This is a genomic window from Funiculus sociatus GB2-C1, assembly GCF_039962115.1.
GTDB classification, from domain to species: domain Bacteria; phylum Cyanobacteriota; class Cyanobacteriia; order Cyanobacteriales; family FACHB-T130; genus Funiculus; species Funiculus sociatus.
This window is the reverse complement of sequence record NZ_JAMPKJ010000091.1, coordinates 1-19,074: the sequence shown is the minus strand read 5'-3', so window position 1 is coordinate 19,074 and position 19,074 is coordinate 1. Positions and strand designations below refer to the sequence as shown.

The window sequence follows — 19,074 nt, the reverse complement described above, 5'->3', positions numbered from 1 at the left end:
TGACAAATCGTTGAGAGAAGCAACGCTACTAGGATTTACCCCAACGGTTCCAGAAAGCGGTGAGTTACCTGTGGGCTGTTTGCGATCGCTCGAAGATTTGCTCTTACACATTCGTCAGATCGGCCAAACCCAATCGGTCAAGATGCGGGTAAACCTAAGTCAATGGTTTGAGAACATTTTTGAGCCAAGTTGGCAGTCAATGGAAGCAGTTTTAGGTACCCAACGGGCTAATCTAGCTCTGAGTCTTAGAAGCACTCCGGAAGCTAGTGTTGAGAGGGGTAAGCGGATCGAGTTGGGGATAGAACTGACTGACCAGTCAGTAATTTTAGCCGTCGCGCTTACTCCAGAAAATGATAAAGAAATGAACATATTGGTGGAGGTGCGTCCCACAAGCGGTCAAATCTATTTACCGCCAAATCTCCAACTGATGGCACTGGATGAGGAGGGTGCCCTGCTAATGGAAGCCCAAACGAGAAGCAGCAATAATTTCATTCAATTGCAATTTAGCGGTTTTCCGGGAGAATGTTTCACGGTCAAGGTAGCTTTGGGGAATATTAGCGTGAGCGAAAATTTTGTCATCTGAAGGTAAGAACACTCGTACAGGGTGCTGGTCATGAGAAAGTTAGTTGTCTTGAAGCTAGATGGTGATTTGGAACAAGGAGTTCGGGTCACGCTGGAGATTGGGGCAGAGGGGGAGCGGCCTTCAATAGAAGTTACTGGGCAATTGCCAAGAGCAACCGATTTGGTTAAAGCAATTGACCAGTGGCAGTCAGCCTATTGTAGTTTTGGCAATTCGTTCCGAATCAAAGCCAAAAAAATTGTTTATGGGGGTTCCATTAACCAGTGGCGTGAGGGGTGCTATAACTGTGCTATTGAGCTGCGAAAGCGCTTGAATAACTGGCTTGTTTCAGAGTCTTTCCGGCCGATTCGGGAGAAATGGCTCCAACAATTATCGCCCTCTGACGAAGTACGGGTACTGATTCGCACCTCTAGTGTGCAATTGCGGAAACTTCCCTGGCATCTGTGGGATTTGATTGAGGATTACCGACTAGCGGAAGTGGCATTCAGTGCCCCAGAATCTGAACAACCAGCTTCATTGAAAACGCCCACTTACCGAGATAAAGTGAGAATCTTGGCGATTCTGGGCAATAGTGCGGGTATAAATGTCCAGACAGACCGACAGTTACTAGAAAATTTACCTGATGCCGCAACGACCTTTCTGGTAGAGCCTCAACGCCAGAATATCAGCAATTCGCTATGGAACCAACCTTGGGATATCCTCTTTTTTGCGGGTCATAGCAATAGTGAAGGTGACACGGGTCGCATTTATATCAATCAGACGGATAGCTTAACGATTAAAGAACTCAGTTATGCCCTGAGAAATGCCGTTGCTAACGGGTTGCAGGTGGCGATTTTCAACTCTTGTGATGGGTTGGGATTGGCGCTGGAGCTAGAACAGTTGCATATTGGGCAAATAATTGTCATGCGCGAGCCGGTGCCCGATGAAGTGGCACAGGCATTTTTAACTGATTTTCTGGCGGCTTTGGCTTCTGGCAAGTCTTTCTATTTGGCAGAGCGGGAAGCACGAGAAAAGCTGCATGGTTTAGAGGATAACTTTCCCTGTGCCAGTTGGTTGCCGGTGATTTTTCAGAATCCCGCTGCGGTGCCGCCTTCTTGGCAAGATTTGGGTCGTCGTTCATCTAGACCAATTGAGGGAGGGCAAACGCTTCCACGGCCTCAACAGCCTCTTCTCTATCGTGCGATCTTTAAATATTCCATAATCTTATTGGTAGGTGTGTGGATAGGGAAGATCGTCTTTGACGAATTCGTTCCCCCGAAATCCTGCGATTTGCCTGCTACCGATGTCAGTGACATCGATTTCAGCTCGGATGGGAAATATTTAGCTACAGCAAGTTTGGACAACACAGTACGAGTGTTGGAAGTCAAGGGAAATAGCTTTAAGGAAGTTGCTTGCCAATCACACGAAGATGGCGTAGTAGCTGTTAAATTCAGTCCAGATCAGAGGAAAATAGCCACTGCTAGTTTGGATTCTACCGCAGGCTTGATGGAGATCACCCCAAACGGTAGCATCAGCAGCTTCAAAACTCTACAGCATACAAATCCCTTTCCTGTAGTAGCACTTAACTTCAGCACGGATGGAAAATATCTAGCTACTGCCAGCGCTGATGGTAGGGTACACCTATGGGACACGAACAGCCGCAACGAAATCGCGGTTCTAAGACACAAGACTTACGTAAGAGCTGTCAGCTTTAGTCGAGATGGAAAGTATTTAGCCACAGCCAGTTTGAACAATAAAGCACAAGTGTGGGAGTGGCAAGCACACAAATATGACCAAAAAGCAATATCTCTACCATCAGAAGATGTAGTTGATGTTACCTTCAGTCCGACAAATAATAATTATCTAACTACAGCTAGTGCTGACGGCACTACACAAGTATGGGACATGACCAGCAGCAGCCCCAAGGCGATCGCGCACTTAAATCTCAACACTTACATCATCAATGTCAGCTTCAGCCCAGATGGGAAATATGTAGCGACGACCAGTTCGGACAACAAAGCACAGGTGTGGAATTGGCAAACACATAATAGCAACGACCAAAAAGCTATATCCTTGCCACAAGATAACGTAGTGGCAGTTGCCTTCAGTCCTACGAATGGGAAATACATCGCCGTAGCTAGTACTGATGGCACTGTAGAAGTGTGGACAACCAATGGTCGTTCAGTGAAAACATTTCCCAACAAGGGCGATCCAGACAAGAATAGCTTAGTAGGCATTGTCTTTAGCCCAACAGATGATAATTACTTAGCCACCGCTAGTGCTGACGGCACAGTAGAGATAAGGAATAATAACTCACCAAACAATTAATTACATATCCTTCAATAGCTCTTGGGTCTCCTGAGCGGCGGCATTCATTGCCTCTTGAGGGCTGGGATATCCATTCTCATCAGGATTAAGAGCCGCACCCAGATATTTTTGTAAAATAGCCGATGCCTGTGCATATTGAGGAATGCGTGGACGTGCAACCCAAGATTTGTCAATCACGTTCAGCAGTTCTGGGTAATGGCTGTATCTGGCAACAATTTTAGGCTCAAAAAACAGCTTTCGACGACTTGGCACAGACCCATATGCCAAGGTAAACTGGCGCTGAACGGCAGCACTAGTGAAGAACTTAATTGCTTGCAAGGCTGCTTTTTTGTGCCTTGTGGTTTTGGCAATGCCAAAGCCCCAGCCGCCTTTGCAGGCACCACTGCTTTCTCCTAATGCATGAACCATAGGTTTAATAGCAATCTTGCCACGAACAGAAGATCCTGGACTGCTAGCATAAGTCCAGGCAAAGGGCCAGTTACGCATAAAAACTGCTTGACCATCTCGGAATAGGCGGCGGGTATATTCTTCTTCGTAGGTAGTAATACCTTCGGGAGAAATACCCTGCTTCATCGTGCTGCGTAAAAACTCAACTGCTTGTATTGCTGCTGGCTGACCAAGTCCTACTGTTTTATCTTTAATCCAGAAGCCACCATAGCCCTTAAGCACCTCAACAAACATTGCTGCAAGTGCTTCCGTTTGCCGACCCTGCCAGAGGTAGCCCCAAGGAACTTTTTTCTGTTTTTGCAGTGCTTGGGAAATTTTTATCAAATCCTCAAAAGTTTCTGGCGGTGAGTATCCTGCCTCTTTGAGCAAATCTTTACGGTAGTAAAGCACGCCTACATCAGTGCGGAAGGGAATCCGATACAGCTTGCCGTTATAGTACCCATTATCGACCTCACTAACCAGAAATTCGTTTAATTCTAACTTTTTAAATTCCTGCTGCGAAAGCTCCTTGGTAAGATCCATCAGCCACCCCGCTTCGGCAAATTCGGGAACCCAGATAATGTCCATGTAAATCAGGTCAAAAGGCTGTGACTTACCCTCAAAACCTTCGATATAAGTTGCTTTTAACCGATCGGTGTCAGCTGGATTTACTAGCTTAGTCTTACTAAGGTTTGCTAGGTCAATACGAATACTCTTGTTCTTAGCCTCGAATTGATCGATCAGTGGTCTCCAATATTCAACTTCATTCTTCGATACAACAAAAGATAAAGTAACTGGCTTCGGAAACAGGATAAAAATTAACGCGATAACCAGCAGGAAGACAATTATTAGTCGCCTCAAGTTTCCTGGAAACCCAAGTTGCTGCATAAATTTTGGCAGTCTGCTTTGCTGTTTACTGTTTTCCACAAGTGAGTTGATTCCCGCAAAGTTAAGCCCCATATGGCTGAATGGTACTAAGTTAAGGCTCCTGATTTGTACTGTCTAATGGCGGGTACTACTATATAGCAAGGGATTAGCGCAAATTGTTGACAGACTATAATATGCACAGACAGCTCAATGGCTCCTAGCTTGTGTTAGATCGCGTATCAAATTCTATGCTACTCAAGTATCGCTCTCCTAAGAAATTGTATGTGCTCAAGGGGAAGCGACTAGCTCAAACCCGAATGCTGGTTGTGCTTGCGCTAAAGCAGGCAGTTCATGGGGTCAGAGAGTGTAACCGTTGGGAAGGGTATCATGTGAGTTTCAGCTCTGATGGCAAGATGCTGGCCTTAATCACTAAGGACGGTACAGTTCAATTTGGAGCAGTGATGACACCTTGCTCAAAACCCTCGAAAGGTAGGACTTTTCGGTCGCTACAAATGTGGGTTTCAGTCCAGATGGCATAATATTGGCTTCAGTTAGTAGCGATCCAAAAGCTTCAGTTCATGAGAGCAAGACATTGAATCTTTGGAACCGTAATCGTACTTTGCTTAAAACTTTTGTGTCATGTCGCTCTGAACTACATAGGGGTAGCTTCAGCCCCTATGGCAGAACAATCGCCTTATCCTATTACGACAGTACAGTGAGACTTTGGAACTTGGACGGCAGAAAGAGCAATAATCCTTAAGGGACACAAAATACAGCCCTACAGCGTGGGAATTAGCCCCGATAGCAAAATCATTGCCTCAATAGACCTATCCGCAAATTATAGATGCCCTTCGGTGTCTGGTTTTGACGCCTCCTTGCCCAACAGGGATTGGGTCAGCTTATCTACGGTGAAATAATGGTTTGGGACGATTATCGGGCTGTTTTATCAAAACTTCTCTCAAATAAGCGAAAATAGTTGTCCAAGTTTTGTCTGAGAGCTTAGAAACTTTTAAGAGGCAGTAAAACTTTCTTTTTAAGAGGCAGGCGGACTAAACCACAAAGCGTTAATATTACTTTTGTATATTATTCACGAACGAGACGCAATCTCTCATTAGGTACGTGAAATATTTTGACCAAACATATCAAAGGTTCTACGCCGATTCGCTGAGAGCATAAATCTTTATTTTCTTGTTTCTGAGTTTCGTTCAATTCCTGATCTTTGGGCTTTTTATGGGTAGTTGTGACGGTTGATTCTCCTTTATAGGCTTTATCTCCCAGGAAATTTTGCTCTTTGTCAAATTTGTTTAGAAGTTTTTCTAAACAAATTAATGTCATTTGTCTTACCCAGTTCACCACTAACAACGTCTACAATATCTTCCCCCTGCGGTAAAACGATGAATTGATTCTTGAGAGTGTGCATTTTTTCTTGCCTGAGTAGTATTTTTTCTGCTCCTCGTAGTCTACAGGTCTTGTAATGTGCAGCGAAAGAGCCATCGACTATTAACTGGTAATCGGTTAAGGCTTTCCGTAATTGTTTATACTTTTCGGCATCCTCTTCAACTTCTTCTATTTGAGAAGCTAGCAAAATCTCTCTCTCTCATATTTACCTAATAAGGAAAAGCATCATTGGCTTTAGTCTTAGAGATATCAAAGAGTAAACCTAAAATTTCAAAGATGGGTTTTTGTCTTAAATAAATTATAATTAGACAAATTCCTTCTTGAGCAGGCAGTTCCGGTTTACGTCCGCCGTCTTTAGCATTAATCTAATCGCACAGCGTATGCCGGAGGCTATATTTTCGTTATTCCAATTTCTGCTTGTTTTTGTAAATACCTTTCTTCAGCTAAAGCGACTAAATTTAGAAATAAGTCATAGTCAATGCCAACTAATCGCTTTGCTTCATGTGGATAGGATTCAATGCGTTTGAGAAGGCTTGTCATACTAGAGATACATAAATTTAAAATTATTCTCTATTATTACAGTTTGTTTATATTAAGGATAAGTCTAATGGATTGTGAAACCTTCAAACTCTTGAGCAATCATGGCAAGAAACTTAAAACCTTTCACAAAAGTTCAGACATTGTTAGACTAAGTTTAAGTTCTGACAGTAAGATGCTACCCTTGCACAACATAAACGGTACAGTGATTTTGAAGAATTTATATCTAGATAATCTACTAGTACTCGGTTAAGATTCGCTGCATGACTATATGAAAAACAGTCTCTATGTCAGTGAGAGTGGCAAGCATCTTTAGGATGGGATTGGGACTCAGAAGTAGGAATAGCTTAGAGTGCGCTGTCACCAGACAGAGAGTGGCAAAGCTATTTCCAGCTAAAAGGGTTGAAGGCATCAAGTCAGGAGGAGAGAGAGCAGTGGCAAGGCGTAACTAAATTGGGGAGCGCTCGCTTCTGGACTTTGGATGATTTCTTTAAAGTCTAATTCTATTTCTTGTACAAAGAAACTAAGTGTGATCGCAACAATAAGAAAGTGGCTAAGATAGCTGTTGAATAACAGATTATTTGCTGCTAAAAAAATGTTATTGAGTGTTGAAATAACCAGAGCGCCCTTGCTCTGTCTAAATTTAGAGAGCTAAAATTAATACAATTGCTTGAATAATATAGTTATTTTTACGCCACTGAACTTAAACCAAAACCTCTACAATCAAAGCTTTCATTATTTTATTCCTGGGCAGCATTAATGTGTTAATGGCAGCTAATAATTTGTTATTCGACACTTTCCAGTAAAAGCGAAATCAATCCAAAATCCAAAATCCAAAATCGATTCGCTGTTCAATTAAATGCGAACTTTTGTAAAGCGGCGCATAATTCTGGACTTTTGAGTCCGAGAGGTAAATAGAGGTTTGCTAGTTTCATCTTGGTAATCGAACCCAAATTCTCACTTGTTTACCCGAAAAGCAGACTGATGAACTTCAAGCTAAGGCACCAAAAGCTTACGCCAGCTCCATACGTCTTGAGAGTACAGTCCTTATGCCCAGAAATACTGCTACTGATGATTTTTCCACCTCAGTAAGTCACCCAATGCTCGGCAAGCTACTAGACGGACGCTATCAGATAATCGATAGCCTGGGCAGAGGTGGATTTGGTCAAACCTACATTGCTCAAGATACTCGTCGCCCTGGAAACCCGACCTGTGTCGTTAAACACCTCAAACCTGCTAGTAGCGATTCCGAATGTTTGCAAATTGCTCGGCGTTTATTCTGTAGCGAAGCCGAAATCTTAGAAAAATTGGGCTACCATGACCAAATTCCCCGACTGTTAGCCTACTTTGAAGAAAACCAAGAGTTCTACTTAGTACAAGAATTCATTGAAGGGCAACTGCTCAGTGAGGAACTACAACCTAGTCAACGCTGGAGTGAAAGCCAAGTTATCCAACTGCTCTGTGAAGTCTTAAGCATCTTGGATTTTGTTCACAGCTACGAAGTCATCCATCGCGATATCAAACCCGATAATCTCATCCGACGTAACCGGGACAAAAAATTAGTTCTGATTGACTTTGGCACCGTTAAACAAGTGCGGACACAGCTAGTAGTGCCGCCAGAACAGCCAAATATAACGGTAGCTATTGGCACTACAGGGTATATGCCCACCGAACAAGGGCAAGGCAAACCTCGTTCCAACAGCGACATTTATGCGCTGGGAATTATTGGCATCCAAGCATTAACGGGGTTAAATCCGACACAATTTCAGGAAGACTCTGGGACTGGTGAACTCTTGTGGCAGCAACAGGTTCAGATTAGTTCTGGGCTAGAAGCTGTCCTAACCAAGATGGTGCGCTATCACTTCAAGGATCGCTACCAGTCTGTAGCAGAAACGCTGCAAGCTATCCAACAACTAACCAACCTAAACTCATCAACGCAAATTGCAAATTCCCCTAGATTTCCACGAACAGAAATCGCCAGTCGCCCTATACTACCGACAGAGATAGTTACCTCCCCTCAATCACCAGCGCCTTCAGTAGCTCAACCTGCACCGGAATTATCTGAGCAAAACGCACCGCCAATTTCTGATCGGCTGAGCGAAAAAATTGATTCAGCGATTGAACATCCTCCGATTTTGACCCGGGCTTACAAAGTTAGGAGCAAGAAAGACACCCGTAAATTGCCTAACCTGATTAAAGTTCTTACCCTTTCTCAAAAAATTTCTCTATTAATTGGAGCGGGATTGATTGTAACAGGAATCGCTATTTTTTTAATTTTTATTGTTGGTTTTGGCTCTAGATATCAGAGTGGCAACTCCTCGACGCTAACTGTCCCGCAAGAAGAATTTCTAGTAGATACACTTACTAGCTCCTTCACCAGCGAGTCGGTTGCCTTCAGTTCGGACGGAAAAACGCTTGTCAGTGGTAGCGTAGACCAGATAGTTGAGATTTGGGATCTAAAAACAGAGAACTCAAATCAAACTCTTTCTGACCACTCAGGAAGGGTTTACGATGTTGCCGTAAATCCTGATGGTCAGACTTTGGCGAGCGGCAGTGAGGATAACACGATCAAGATTTGGAATTTGCATACAGGTGAACTGCTCCGTACTCTTAAAGGACATTTATGGTCAGTTTTATCAGTTGCTATTAGCCCTGATGGTCAGACGCTTGCCAGTGGCGGTGAGGATAGCACCATCAAAATTTGGAATCTAAATACGGGTAAACTACTTAACACCCTTTCCGGGTATACAGCTGCTTTCTCTTCTATTGAAATCAGCGCAGATGGGTGGCTCCTTGCTGGTGGCAGTTTGGATAACACTATCAAGATTTGGGAGTTGCATACGGGGAAACTCCTCCACATTCTTAGAGGGCATTCGGGTCAGGTTAATTCGGTGGCGATCGCTTCCAACAGCGCAACTCTCGCCAGTGGCAGCGCCGACGGCACAATCAAGATTTGGAACCTCTACGCCGGGGAATTACTCCATTCTCTTACAGGGCATTCAGACTCAGTTGAATCAGTCGCCATTAGTCCTGACAGCCAGACGATTGTCAGCGGTGGTAAGGACGGAACAATCAGAATTTGGAATTTGCATACTGGCGATTTGATTCATACTTTCTTTGGGAATGCCGACCCGATTAATTCTGTAGCTTTTAGCCCTGACGGTCAGACTATTGCTAGTAGCAGTCAGGACAAGACAATCAAGATTTGGCAAGTACCGTAGGGAGCCGAAACGTTTTTAGCCGGGTATTTAATTAAGGAAAGCAGATTTCAGGAGCTGTACAAAGCGATGTCACTCAAATCTGATAAATTGGCAAATCGCCTTCAGGAAATTCAGCAATTTGTTGCTGCCAGAACTGCCCAAAATGAGACATTTCAGGTAGTTGAGCAAGAATTGGTAAAAATTGCCGATTCTTTGAGACAAGGGAAACTTACGGTGCAAATTGTTAGTCATAACCCAGCCCCGGCTCAAGCGCTACAAAACTTTCTTAGTAGTTACAAGCCTCTGCCAGAGTTCTACAATTTTCAGAGGATGTTATTGCCTAGGGAGCCTGAACAAGCTGCTCCCGAACCAGCTGCTGCTCTCATTCTTCAAGTTTCTTCTGCCAGCACGGCTGGATTACAGCAGACTCGTTATGAGCTTCCTATTAATCACAGAGTACTGATTGGGCGCGATGACTCTCAGTGTCAGATTTGTCTGCCAAACCAGTACGCATGGGTTTCTGGACGTCATGCCGAAATCCAATCTGTCTCAAATTCCGAAGTTGATTCTAGCCATCCAACTTGGCAAATTTGCAACTTCAACAGCACCAATGGCACTTATTTAAATGGTCAGCGGTTACAAGATCGTCAAGTGTTACGATCGGGCGATCGCATCACTCTAGGTTACGAAAATCCAACTGAAAAAAGTCCAGAATTTATCTTTGAGTGTCAATCCCATTTGGATAGCGACGTTTCTTCTAAGGTCGATGAATTTTACAGGAAGCTGGTTGACTGCGATATTTTGTGTTTAGTGCTTGAACCCAACCAGATGCTAACAGCCGATGAAAAGCAGCTGATTGAGAAGGCTAGTATTAGTCCAATTTCTTTACTTGTAGTAGTGGTAGAACTCCCAGAGCCTCATCACCCGGTAGCTCAAGAAATCAAAACTAGCATCGCTGAAGTTAAGGCTCGGCTTCAAAATCAAAATTCTAGCTTATCTCTTGAGCTAGTTCCTTTGCGATCGCCCCTTGCCGATCCAGATGCAAAGGAACTAGACAGTTTTTGCAAGTCCCTAGAAAAATTAGTCAAGCGTAAGCCTGAAGACATTTTGATAAAACGGCTGACTGGACAGGCGGTATCCCAAATCGCTTTAATAGAAAAATTTTTCAATAATCAAGAAAAAGCTCTAGAAACCGAAATTCAGCAAGATGAAGCAAAAATACGAGGAGGAAAAGGAGAGGACTTACAAAAGAAAACGGATAAAAGTATTAGGCAACTATGCGATGATAAAATAGAGCTTTTTAAACAGGCTAAAGCTAAACTCAGTCAATCAAGGGCAAACTTATTAGATGAGTATTTGAGCGAAAGTCTCACCTCTAAAATCAGCGAAGCTGTAGATAAGTTAAAGTCTCAGGTCATAAAGAAAGAGGGGTGTAAGTATATTGAGCTGAGGGCAATTGTCACTAAACAGGTGACAGAGCGACGAGGGGTTAAAAGTAGTAAGCCTAAAGAGAAAATTGTCGATGCAAATACTGCATTGATAGACCTTTGTCGAGCTGAACTAAGTCAGTGGGCTAATGAAGAATGGGAACGAATTTGTACTCGCTATAATCAAGGGGGATTGAAAGGGCTTTTTCAGAAAAATTATCAAGCACTAAGTTCTATTCCGGCTCTAGATTTAAGCTATTCCGCTTTGCAGCCTAGACAAACGATTGACCTTCAAGAAATCTTTGCGTCGTCCCTCAAAAAACCTTCTTGTGAAACTCGATATCAAGAAGTTTCTCCGTTATTTTATCTTCTTAAGAAGGTCAGAAGCCAATGGATGCAGTTTATGTTCATGTTCAGCTTCTTGAGTGTTCTGGGAATTGCTGGTGGTAGAAGACAGATCATCCAGAAGCTTACTCAACCGATAGGCGGAGCGTTTCAAAATGCCCCTTTGATATCATTTCTTTTTCTGGCTGGTATTTGTTACTTTTTGTTTAAGTTTTTGAAGCGTACTTACCAAAACTTTAAGGAAGCCGAACAAGAAAAAGCCGTAGAGAAAATGAGAAATGAGTTGCGTAGTTACTATCAGTCTCTTGTGAAAAATCGCTTGGTAGAAAAAATTAGCCAAAAAATCATACAAGCTTTAGAAGTAGAAGAACAACGGTTGGATGAACTTATAAAAACCGTTAAGCAGCTTGCCGAGCAATTTGTTACAGAAGCAGAAGGTAGTCAGTTACCACTCAAATTGCGGATGAGTAAACGTAAAGAACAACAGAATAATTTGAGAAAGGAGCTGAGTGAGTTACAGAAACTCAAGCGAATTTGACTTAAGTACGTAGTCATTAAAAGATATAAAACAGCTCCCTGCTTGGCAATGAGGGAGCTGTTTAGTAGTATTTTTGATTTAATCCTGCCTACCTACTTAAACCTGTGCTAGAGCATCTTTGGCTTCTGTTAACAAATTTGTCGCTGTTTTGAAACCAGTATTTGTTAAATCGATGCCATCGACCAAGGTAGCATTAGCATCTATCACGCTTGCACTCGCTTCATTAACTGCACTGCTCAGTATCTCCATCAGTTCCTCAATTTTTTGAGTTGTACTCGTAAGTTCTTCAAATAAGCTATTCTGACCCTCGCTTACCTGGTCAACTGTCTCCTGCGCCGCTTGTTCAGTTGCATCTCCTACCGCTTGGAACTTCTCTGTAAAGTGTTCTACCACTCCTTCGAGCTGTTGGGCAAATTCTGTCGCTTTCGTAGTGATTTCAGGTATGCATTGTTCAGAAATGTAGGTTTGCAGAGCTTCAACTCGTTGGTCTATAGCTGTTTGATGACTTTCTAGTTCACTATCTACGTCTTGTAAATAGTCTGTCGTTTGGGAAATGATTTCTTTGACTTCTGAGCCAATTTCTTTTTCTTGGAGAGAGTTTAGAGATTCCTCAGTGTCTTTTACGCTTTGTTCTAGTTCTGGTGTTAGTGCTTCGATCCGATCATCTAAAGCAGAGATCGCATTCTTGGTTTCCTCTAGCTCCTGCGTCAGCTCTTCTCCCAAGGCTTCAATTCTACTTTTAAGTTGCTCTAGCATCTGAGTGACTGACTCAGCTTCAGCAGTCAGTTCACTTTTGCCACTTGTCACCTGCTCTAGTAGAGACTGAGCCTGGTCATTCAATTGTGTCCAAGCCGTCTCAACTTGTTCTTGGACTCTCGATACCTGTTCTTGCGTCTCTTGCAAGTTAGTTTGTGCTTCTTCAGTTTGCCCAAGCAGTGTCGTTAATTTAGCTGTTGTCTCTGATGTCATTGTCTGAAAATCAGCCATTGCTCCCCCTTCAATTTGTTCGGTTTATAAGTTTGTAACGAAAAAGAGAAATTCAACTAACTGCTCCGTTGTCAACCCACCAGGGATTTTAATCCCTGGCTCATGGCTAAAGTCCTCTTAAGAGGACTGAACATAGAGGCTTCAGTCCGTTAAAACGGACTTGAGCTATTAGCCCGGAAATTAATTTCCGGGCGGGTTGACAGCGTAGCCCTTATTCATCAACCAAATGGAACTCCCACTTTCTCAGCAGCTTCTTTCACCCGCTCAATTCCTTCTTCTAGTGGTTCAATCAATTCTTTCAATTCATTAATGAGTGGTTCTAACTCCTCACGCTCACTTACGGCATCATCTTTTGCGTCTGTAAGTTGGCTACTCGTATCTCGAAGTGCGTCTACTACCTTCTGAACAGCAGTCTCAACCATCTCTTTGAGTTCCTCTGTCTTTTGCTGAGCAGTTTCTACCAATTGCTCAACTTCTCTTTGCACAATTTCTGTCTGCACATCTGTGACTTTTGTTTCTAACTCTTCTTGCAAGTCAGTAAAACTATCAATGATTTCTTGAATCTTATCGCTGACTTCTTGTTGAGTTTCTTTTATCTCCTCAGTTAATTGGTTAATTTGGTCATTGGCAGTTGTTTTTGCCGTTTCAAGGCTCTGTTGCAGCTCATCAACTTCCTGCTTAGTCGAATCTACGGCACTGACTAGCTGTTCTTGACTAGAATTAATTTTTTCCTGAGCCTCATTGAGTGCCGTCTCGACTTCTTCACCAGCCGTCTCTACAGTTGTCTGCCCTTCATCTAACTGACTTTGGAGAGCCGTTAATTTTTCTTGAGCTTCTTGAATCTCACTAACTAGCTGCTCTTGCGCTTCAGTGATTTCAGTTTTTAAAGTCTCAATATCGCTTTCTAACTCAGTTACCGCTTGTTGTGTCTCTGTCTTCTGGGTTGATGCTTCTGTTTGAAGTTCATCGAGAGCAGTGTCAATCTGACTAAGAAGCTCTGTTGCTTGGGATTGCTTTTCTTCAAGGCTAGTTTCTAACTCGTCTACGCCAGTCTGAACTTCTTTTGTTTCCTCAACTAAAGTATTCAGTTTTTCTGGTACTTCAGTCGCCATTTGTTCTAGTGATTCTGCTGTTGCACTCATGTTTAGATGTTCTTAGGATAACGTTGGAATACTGTCAGTTATTTTGAAGGAACAGTGCGGCTGAAGCATATACCGTCACGTTCCTCGAACTTAAGCTGCTGGAATTTTGTAAGAATTGGCTGCCTACGAAAGTATTGCTTATAGCCAGTTGATCGGAAACTCAAGCTACCTTCATTTCCATCAAGTTTCCATAGCCAATCCGTCATCTTCTCGTTTGGTGTAGTCTGCTCATCCAGGCGGTCAATATTCTGAAGCGAAAACTCTCCAGATTGAGATTCTAGATGTAACTCTATATTCCAAACATTTCTAAAAACAAGTGTTGCTGGTGCTACCAAAAATGTTAAATATTCATCTTGTGTAACTGGGCTAATCCATTGGACAATGTAATCTAGATCGAAAAGCAATTCAAAATTTTCTGGTATTGCTGCAATCGCATGAACATAAGCATCGTGCCAACCCATCTGTTCAAAATCAGCATCAGACCAAATTAATTTTTCTAAAATGTACGGTGCAGATTCCATTTGCTCCTCTCAGATGTATAGCTAGACATTACTTAATAAACATTTGGAATTTCATCAGGTGTAGCGGGACGAACTTGGCTTGGCTTGTTGACAAAGGTTCGACCGGTAGCTGGATCTGTGTTACGGGTATACTCTAAAATGTGTGGTGTCGGCACACCACCATGAGGTCTTCCTGTCAGATCGACTCGCTTGATAGGTAACCCATCCTGATCATATGTTTGATAATGGGTTACACGTCCATCACTACCTTCCCGATATAACACCTCATTCGGTCTAGCTGTCTGTGGAAAATTTCCTCGAACCTGGCGACCATTATCCAGCAAATTATCTGCGGGACTTGGTGGGTTAACCCGTACTGGTTTGTTGTGAACTAAAATGCCAAGAGGGGAGACAAAATAGGTGTTCAGACAATCTACCGTTATGTTGAAGACGGTGAATGAGCCTTCTCGACTGCTGATAGAGTCAACCTGAACAACTTGATTCGCTTTCGTGAGAAGAGAATCACCAAGCTCCAGTTTTCCAGCTTTCTGCCAACCAATATCCGGAATCCAGAAGGGGTGTTCAGGGGTGCAAGTGATTGTTGTCTCACCAATCTGGATATCAAGGACAACAGGTGCAGTTCTAACAAAAGTATGGCTTATGCAGTGACTGGCTCTTTCCCCAGATACTGGATCGTGAGCGTAAACTTCATCACCTATGATGAGAGACTCAATAGGTTTTGCTCCCTGGGTTGTAAGTACTTTTGTGCCCGCAACAAAGCAGACATCATCTAGCGGAGCTCTAGCTGTATCAGCCACCCTAGCAGCATCCGTGGCATTATCGGCAACTCTAGCAGCATCCGTAGCGGCATTTACGCCCTTGATTCCTAGTCTGGCAGCGGCAGCAGCATCACCTACTAAAGGGATAGCAGCCGCACTTGATAAAGCCGCCATTGCATAGTCACCTTCCGCCGCATACAAACCTGCGTTCGCTAAATCGGCTACAGTACCCACGACAGGGATGAAACCTGCTACATCTAAAATCGTGTGACTAGCGCCCTTGAGCTTGTCGAACCATCCTCCTTCCTCTTCGGGTGGGGGAGCCTGCTCCTCAGGCTTGCCCAGCATTCCTCTGGCTTCTGACAACAGTTCTTCAGCTCTTTGGTGACCGCTCCTAGCTTGCTCAACGCGGGGCATTAAGTCAGCCGCTCCACTCATAATTCAAATCTCCCTAACGTAATGAACGTCGCCAAACTGGCAGAGTTATTGAGCCATCAACCAACAGCAATTTCTTCCAGCGCATCATTAACAGCAACCATTGTTGTTCCCGCCGCCTCTAACTCTGCCAAGATTGGCTCCAATTCAGCCGTCGTATCTTCTCCTGAATTCATCACCGTTGCACTCTCATCCACCTCACCAAGAATCACCTCAACTACCTCTCCAGTTACCTCCTCGACAGCCGTTTCTATCTCCTCTTGGAACGTGTTCTCACACTCCTCACCCAGATCGGAGAGAACTTCTGAACTTTCCTCTTTATAGTTGTCAGCAATTTCTTCAACTTCTGTCTTGAACGTGTCAAACAATTCTGTTACTTCTGTTTCACAATCGTTAAAAGAAGTTGTTAACTCACTCTCTCCCTGACTCAATTGTTCACTGAAATCAGTTAAGGCAGTTTCTACTTCTTCTTGGCTTTCAGTAATCTCACTAATCAATTCCTCAAAATCTGTGTCTACTTCAGAAAAGGCTTCTACTTGTTGCTCAAGGTCTGTAACGGCTTCATCCAAATTATTAAATGACTCTTTTGTTTCATTGATTGCCTCAGTTAGAGACTCTTCAACCTGATCAACCGCTTCTACCATCTCAGCAAAAGCTTCTTCAACTTCCGTCATCTCTCCTTCAAGTTTGGTTTTACTCTCATTAATCTCTGTCTCCAAAGCACTGTGAATTTCTTCGAGGGTTTGTAGAGCTTCATCTAATCCTTCGACTCCCTCAGTCGTGACCTGTTGTAGCCCCTTTAACTCCTCTATTACTTCCGCTTCAGCACTCTCAATATTATCTTCAGCCTCTTGTAAAGTTTGGGCTAATGCTTCCCAGTGAGTTGCTATTTCAGTTCCTTCATTTAAAGCATCACTTTCTGATTCAATTTCTGAACAAACTTCATCAAATTGAGTACAAGCTTGCTCAAGAACAGCCAAAAGCCGATCTAAACTCTCACTGGTTTCTTCAACGGTTTGATTAAGCTCTACAACCTCTGCCATGACAATTTACACCATGTCCCTTGGGAAACAATTTTCGTTTCGATACCTGCTCTGGAATGCGATCTCTTGCTGTAAATTAATGCAATGTAAATCCAACTGGTTTGAGTGTAGTATGCGATCGCTCAGTCAATAACTAACTGCCCCCACCGCAGTCACCACCAGAGCTACCACCACCGTAGTCGCCGCCGGAACTGCCACCGCAGTCGCTACCAGAACTGCTACCGTAATCGCTACTAGAACTGCCGCCGTAGTCGATGTAGCTGTTGTTGCTACTTCCACCACGCCTACTAGAACGACGGAACTTTCTGCTTCCATTTGCACTAGCAATAAGTAGCCCAAACCCAACAACGATAAAAACCAAGAGTACGATTTCCATATCCTCTACTTCTCCTTTATCCACGTAGTCTATGAACTAGCCCAGTTTTTCCTCTACCTCTTCTAGAACTGGCATAACCTTTTGAATAATCTCAACCACCTCGCCAATCTTGTCTATAACTTCACCAAACTTGTCATTTATCTGCTCACAATTGTCTGTACTAGATTCACCCAAAGTTGATAGAGCCTCAGCCAATTGTTGTGCCGCATTATTAATCTCACCGTTAGCCTCCATAAACTTTTGCCCTATCTCTGTAAGTGCCTTATTAGCAGCTGTGTCTAGAGCATTATCGAGTTCTGTTAACTGGTTATTATTCTCCTCCATCAATTCACCAAAATCTTCCATCACAACTTCTAGCTTTTCGCCGATTTCCTGCTCAAGCGTTCCGAACTGTTCCATCAACTCAGTCTGATTTTCGTTGAAGCCATTTCTCGCTGTCTCAACGGCTTTACGCAGCGCCTCAATATTACTGGTAGCAGTATCTTCCCAACTATCAGCATTAGACTCAAACTCTTGAGACTGCTGGGATAAACTACTAAGATTTTCTTGGGTTTCTTGCGCCTTTTCTTCGATTTGCGAAAGCATTTCTTCTGCCTGGCTCCTCAAGTCACTCAGCTGGCTTTTTATTTCATTAGCCATTTCCTCTAGCTGAGTTTCTAACGCCCCGGCTTTTTCCCGCAGTTCGTTCAAGTCCTCCTTGGCATTTTGTAACTCGGTCTCCAGATTTTGCTCGGTCTCTGTGAACTTATTCCCTAAGGTTTCAAAACTTTCTTGAGCTGACTGTTCTGTATTAGAAAGGCTTTCCGTTAAGGTTGTTAAGAATTGCTCAATTTGACTTACTCCATCTAAGGCACGATCCGCGTCCTGGGAGAGGTCTTGCATTCTCTCCAGACCTTCGTCAATTAAGGCATTGATGTCTGACATAACTACCGCAACCTACGCTTTAACTATCAAAGAGCCAAGGCGAACTCTCTATTTTTGTCTCAGGTATGAAGCGCCAAATTTATGCCAAATGAAACTTTTCGTTACAAAACTCTTCAAAGGGGTTGGTACACCTCTTCCTGTAAAGGAGTCGGAACTTGTACCACTACAATTGATAGGGCATCGGTCAAGTCAAGGAACATCATTTCGCTCGTGTTGAGTCAAGTTGTCGTTCTGTGACAGTTAAGGGAGACTTCCCGGAGCTTCCCCTGTATGACAACTTCAATATTGAGCTATCAGGTCAGCCACTGCAATTGCCCAAAACCTTTTGGAAATCATGCGGACAGAATGGCTGGAGTATTCCTTTCTCCGTTGACCTTAAGCCATTAATCAAAGCAAAATTATTACAGAAGAATCCCTATCAAAATCCTCCCGGCTACGAATTTACATAGCTTGGCCAGATTCCAGTAGGAGCGCTGCCCTTTAAAGAATTCAATCAGATTCAGGAGCCGCTTCTCCTCAAGAAATTATCTGATATAGAACGACAGGTGGAACTCGCTCTTGTTCTTAAATCCCTGGATTTGAAAGAACGTTCAATTGATTTATGGCTTTACCGAACTCAGCTCAGACGAATTCTGGAGCATCGCTTGTACTATTTAGAAGTAGAGGGTGATAGTGAAACTCTTTATAAAATTGGTGTGACTAAGCGACCGATTGAAGAACGAATGCTAAAAATTAAGCGGTATTTGCGCTCGCACTACAAAAGTGTGGAACTCAAGATACTTGGTACTTGGGAACACAGGAGCAACGTTGAGCTATATTTCAAACATCATTACCAGCTCTTTAATTATCGATTGAGTAGTTTAACTGAATATTACAAGTTTGATACTGAGGCGAGTACAGTATTGAACGATTTGGAACAGATGCATCTCAAATGTCTTAGTCAAGTAGAATGTGATATTTTGGCGGAGGATGATAAGCCAGCACCTGTTATGAGTCAGAGCCATTGTCCGTGAAAAGCAGTCTTTTCAAAAATAATCAGGCGCTCGCAGATGGCTCTGACCTTCACCAACCAATCATCGATACCGCCTTACGCTTCTGCTCTGGCGATACTTCTAGATACCGCTGTAAAGTACCCAGGTCATTGTGTCCGGATATCTCCTGAATGTGTCGCAGCGGTATCCCAGCATTGTGCATTTGAGTCAGAGCAGTTCGCCTAAAGCTGTGGGTACTGACTCCCTCTACTCCCATCCGGCGACAAGCATC

General features: G+C 43.3%; 19 protein-coding genes. 7 read left to right on the top strand and 12 right to left on the bottom strand.

Features of this window, described 5'->3' with window-relative positions; all coding sequences use genetic code 11:
- Window positions 1-583, top strand: a 583-nt coding sequence (locus NDI42_RS26385; RefSeq protein ID WP_190460591.1) for a DUF1822 family protein, incomplete at its 5' end; no start/stop codon positions are given.
- A 30-nt stretch (window positions 584-613) separates the two neighbouring features.
- The gene (locus tag NDI42_RS26380) at window positions 614-2,887 is read left to right on the top strand and encodes a CHAT domain-containing protein (protein ID WP_190460589.1); all 2,274 of its coding nucleotides are present in this window, start codon (window positions 614-616) and stop codon (window positions 2,885-2,887) included.
- Here the strand turns inward: NDI42_RS26380 and NDI42_RS26375 are convergent, their stop codons facing one another.
- Entirely contained in the window at window positions 2,888-4,240 is a 1,353-nt protein-coding gene (locus NDI42_RS26375; protein WP_348231755.1) for an ABC transporter substrate-binding protein, read from the bottom strand.
- A gap of 454 nt (window positions 4,241-4,694) precedes the next feature.
- On the opposite strand from NDI42_RS26375, the gene NDI42_RS29000 reads away from it, so the two are divergent.
- Window positions 4,695-4,940: a WD40 repeat domain-containing protein gene (locus NDI42_RS29000; protein WP_399318476.1), complete on the top strand. Its 246-nt coding sequence runs from the start codon at window positions 4,695-4,697 to the stop codon at window positions 4,938-4,940.
- Between the two features lie 323 nt (window positions 4,941-5,263).
- Here NDI42_RS29000 and NDI42_RS28995 read toward each other — a convergent pair whose 3' ends face one another.
- From NDI42_RS28995 to NDI42_RS28990, 3 genes are read right to left on the bottom strand one after another with little or no spacing between them, the layout of a single operon-like run.
- Entirely contained in the window at window positions 5,264-5,515 is a 252-nt protein-coding gene (locus tag NDI42_RS28995; protein WP_190460585.1) for a transposase family protein, read from the bottom strand.
- Complete coding sequence (locus tag NDI42_RS26370; protein ID WP_199311490.1) at window positions 5,475-5,765, bottom strand: hypothetical protein; 291 nt, start codon at window positions 5,763-5,765, stop codon at window positions 5,475-5,477. The genes NDI42_RS28995 and NDI42_RS26370 overlap by 41 nt, the downstream gene beginning before the upstream one ends.
- A gap of 22 nt (window positions 5,766-5,787) precedes the next feature.
- The gene (locus tag NDI42_RS28990) at window positions 5,788-5,910 is read right to left on the bottom strand and encodes a helix-turn-helix domain-containing protein (protein ID WP_399318481.1); all 123 of its coding nucleotides are present in this window, start codon (window positions 5,908-5,910) and stop codon (window positions 5,788-5,790) included.
- Between the two features lie 1,254 nt (window positions 5,911-7,164).
- On the opposite strand from NDI42_RS28990, the gene NDI42_RS26365 reads away from it, so the two are divergent.
- Window positions 7,165-9,336 (top strand): serine/threonine-protein kinase, encoded by a 2,172-nt coding sequence (locus NDI42_RS26365; protein WP_190460583.1) that lies wholly within the window; start codon window positions 7,165-7,167, stop codon window positions 9,334-9,336.
- 66 nt (window positions 9,337-9,402) lie between these two features.
- Window positions 9,403-11,625, top strand: a complete 2,223-nt coding sequence (locus tag NDI42_RS26360) for an FHA domain-containing protein (RefSeq protein ID WP_190460581.1) — start codon at window positions 9,403-9,405, stop codon at window positions 11,623-11,625.
- Window positions 11,626-11,721: 96 nt separating this feature from the next.
- On the opposite strand, the gene NDI42_RS26355 is transcribed toward NDI42_RS26360, so the two are convergent.
- The 7 genes from NDI42_RS26355 to NDI42_RS26325 all read right to left on the bottom strand — a co-directional run bounded on the left by NDI42_RS26355 (window position 11,722) and on the right by NDI42_RS26325 (window position 17,811).
- The gene (locus tag NDI42_RS26355; protein WP_190460579.1) at window positions 11,722-12,612 is read right to left on the bottom strand and encodes a hypothetical protein; all 891 of its coding nucleotides are present in this window, start codon (window positions 12,610-12,612) and stop codon (window positions 11,722-11,724) included.
- A gap of 218 nt (window positions 12,613-12,830) precedes the next feature.
- Window positions 12,831-13,754, bottom strand: coding sequence for a coiled-coil domain-containing protein (locus NDI42_RS26350; RefSeq protein ID WP_190460577.1), 924 nt, complete (start codon window positions 13,752-13,754; stop codon window positions 12,831-12,833).
- Window positions 13,755-13,792: 38 nt separating this feature from the next.
- Window positions 13,793-14,275 (bottom strand): hypothetical protein, encoded by a 483-nt coding sequence (locus NDI42_RS26345; protein ID WP_190460575.1) that lies wholly within the window; start codon window positions 14,273-14,275, stop codon window positions 13,793-13,795.
- Window positions 14,276-14,307: 32 nt separating this feature from the next.
- Window positions 14,308-15,471, bottom strand: a complete 1,164-nt coding sequence (locus NDI42_RS26340; RefSeq protein ID WP_190460573.1) for a polymorphic toxin type 24 domain-containing protein — start codon at window positions 15,469-15,471, stop codon at window positions 14,308-14,310.
- Window positions 15,472-15,527: 56 nt separating this feature from the next.
- Window positions 15,528-16,511, bottom strand: a complete 984-nt coding sequence (locus NDI42_RS26335) for a hypothetical protein (RefSeq protein WP_190460571.1) — start codon at window positions 16,509-16,511, stop codon at window positions 15,528-15,530.
- Window positions 16,512-16,637: 126 nt separating this feature from the next.
- Complete coding sequence (locus NDI42_RS26330) at window positions 16,638-16,826, bottom strand: hypothetical protein (RefSeq protein ID WP_190460569.1); 189 nt, start codon at window positions 16,824-16,826, stop codon at window positions 16,638-16,640.
- Window positions 16,827-16,923: 97 nt separating this feature from the next.
- On the bottom strand, window positions 16,924-17,811 hold the full coding sequence (locus tag NDI42_RS26325) for a hypothetical protein (RefSeq protein WP_190460567.1): 888 nt from the start codon (window positions 17,809-17,811) through the stop codon (window positions 16,924-16,926).
- Window positions 17,812-18,044: 233 nt separating this feature from the next.
- Here NDI42_RS26325 and NDI42_RS26320 point away from each other — a divergent pair, with 233 nt between their 5' ends.
- Entirely contained in the window at window positions 18,045-18,260 is a 216-nt protein-coding gene (locus NDI42_RS26320) for a hypothetical protein (protein WP_190460564.1), read from the top strand.
- Between the two features lie 96 nt (window positions 18,261-18,356).
- A complete protein-coding gene (locus tag NDI42_RS26315) occupies window positions 18,357-18,824 on the top strand; it encodes a GIY-YIG nuclease family protein (protein WP_190460562.1) in 468 nt (155 codons plus the stop codon).
- A 49-nt stretch (window positions 18,825-18,873) separates the two neighbouring features.
- Here NDI42_RS26315 and NDI42_RS26310 read toward each other — a convergent pair.
- Window positions 18,874-19,074: tyrosine-type recombinase/integrase (locus NDI42_RS26310; protein WP_190450619.1), on the bottom strand; the 201-nt coding region annotated here is incomplete at its 5' end.

Excerpts from the sequence above, each read along its gene's own strand:
- NDI42_RS26340 (WP_190460573.1), bottom strand. The coding sequence starts at position 15,471 with ATGAGTGGAGCGGCTGACTTAATGCCCCGCGTTGAGCAAGCTAGGAGC.
- NDI42_RS26345 (WP_190460575.1), bottom strand. The coding sequence starts at position 14,275 with ATGGAATCTGCACCGTACATTTTAGAAAAATTAATTTGGTCTGATGCT.
- NDI42_RS26325 (WP_190460567.1), bottom strand. The coding sequence starts at position 17,811 with ATGTCAGACATCAATGCCTTAATTGACGAAGGTCTGGAGAGAATGCAA.
- NDI42_RS26365 (WP_190460583.1), top strand. The coding sequence starts at position 7,165 with ATGCCCAGAAATACTGCTACTGATGATTTTTCCACCTCAGTAAGTCAC.
- NDI42_RS26350 (WP_190460577.1), bottom strand. The coding sequence starts at position 13,754 with ATGAGTGCAACAGCAGAATCACTAGAACAAATGGCGACTGAAGTACCA.
- NDI42_RS26355 (WP_190460579.1), bottom strand. The coding sequence starts at position 12,612 with ATGGCTGATTTTCAGACAATGACATCAGAGACAACAGCTAAATTAACG.
- NDI42_RS28995 (WP_190460585.1), bottom strand. The coding sequence starts at position 5,515 with ATGACATTAATTTGTTTAGAAAAACTTCTAAACAAATTTGACAAAGAG.
- NDI42_RS26360 (WP_190460581.1), top strand. The coding sequence starts at position 9,403 with ATGTCACTCAAATCTGATAAATTGGCAAATCGCCTTCAGGAAATTCAG.
- NDI42_RS26380 (WP_190460589.1), top strand. The coding sequence starts at position 614 with ATGAGAAAGTTAGTTGTCTTGAAGCTAGATGGTGATTTGGAACAAGGA.
- NDI42_RS26330 (WP_190460569.1), bottom strand. The coding sequence starts at position 16,826 with ATGGAAGCAGAAAGTTCCGTCGTTCTAGTAGGCGTGGTGGAAGTAGCA.
- NDI42_RS26335 (WP_190460571.1), bottom strand. The coding sequence starts at position 16,511 with ATGGCAGAGGTTGTAGAGCTTAATCAAACCGTTGAAGAAACCAGTGAG.